Here is a 545-nt window from a genome sequence, read left to right as displayed (position 1 = left end):
CCAGGTGTTGGGGGCCTGGCGGTTGAACTCGGAGAGGGCGCCGGTGAGCATGGCCCTGCGCTCGTTGATCTGGGCCTGGTTCATGCAGCCGTAGTCCCCGAGGGAGTCCGGTTCGAGGACGACGACGGCCGGGCGGGCCGCGATCCCGCCCGCGAACTGGGCGATCCAGCTCGCGTAGGCGGACGCCGAGGAGGCTCCGCCCGCGGAGTGCCCGCCGCAGTAGTCGCGGTTGTAGATGTTGTAGGCGACAAGGACGGGCAGCTTGTCCCGGGCGTCCGCGGCACCCACGTACGCGCCGGTCGCGTTGCCGATGGTGCCGCTCCAGGAGCCGAACCAGCGGGCCGTCGGGGTGCCCGCGATGGAGGCGTTGATCGCGGACGTCCGGCCGTCGCCGGGGTTGGCGGCGGCCCACCGCTTCGCACTGGAGTCGGGGTCCGCGTAGAACCCGTTGGTCATGGTCGTCGGGTCCGCCGCGTGGGCGGACGGTGCGGCGGCGAGCGCCAGCGGCAGTGAGGAGAGCGCTGCCGTCAGGGCGAGCAGTCTGC

1 protein-coding gene is annotated in these 545 nt (G+C 72.8%); it reads right to left on the bottom strand.

From position 1 onward, the window contains the following. Nucleotides 1–545: glycoside hydrolase family 6 protein (locus STRTUCAR8_RS17110; RefSeq protein ID WP_044472354.1), on the bottom strand; the 545-nt coding region annotated here is incomplete at both ends.

Origin of the sequence: Streptomyces turgidiscabies Car8 (assembly GCF_000331005.1) — a bacterium.
GTDB classification, from domain to species: Bacteria; Actinomycetota; Actinomycetes; order Streptomycetales; family Streptomycetaceae; genus Streptomyces; species Streptomyces turgidiscabies.
Note: the sequence above shows the minus strand (reverse complement) of the source record. Positions and strands in the feature narration are given on the sequence as shown.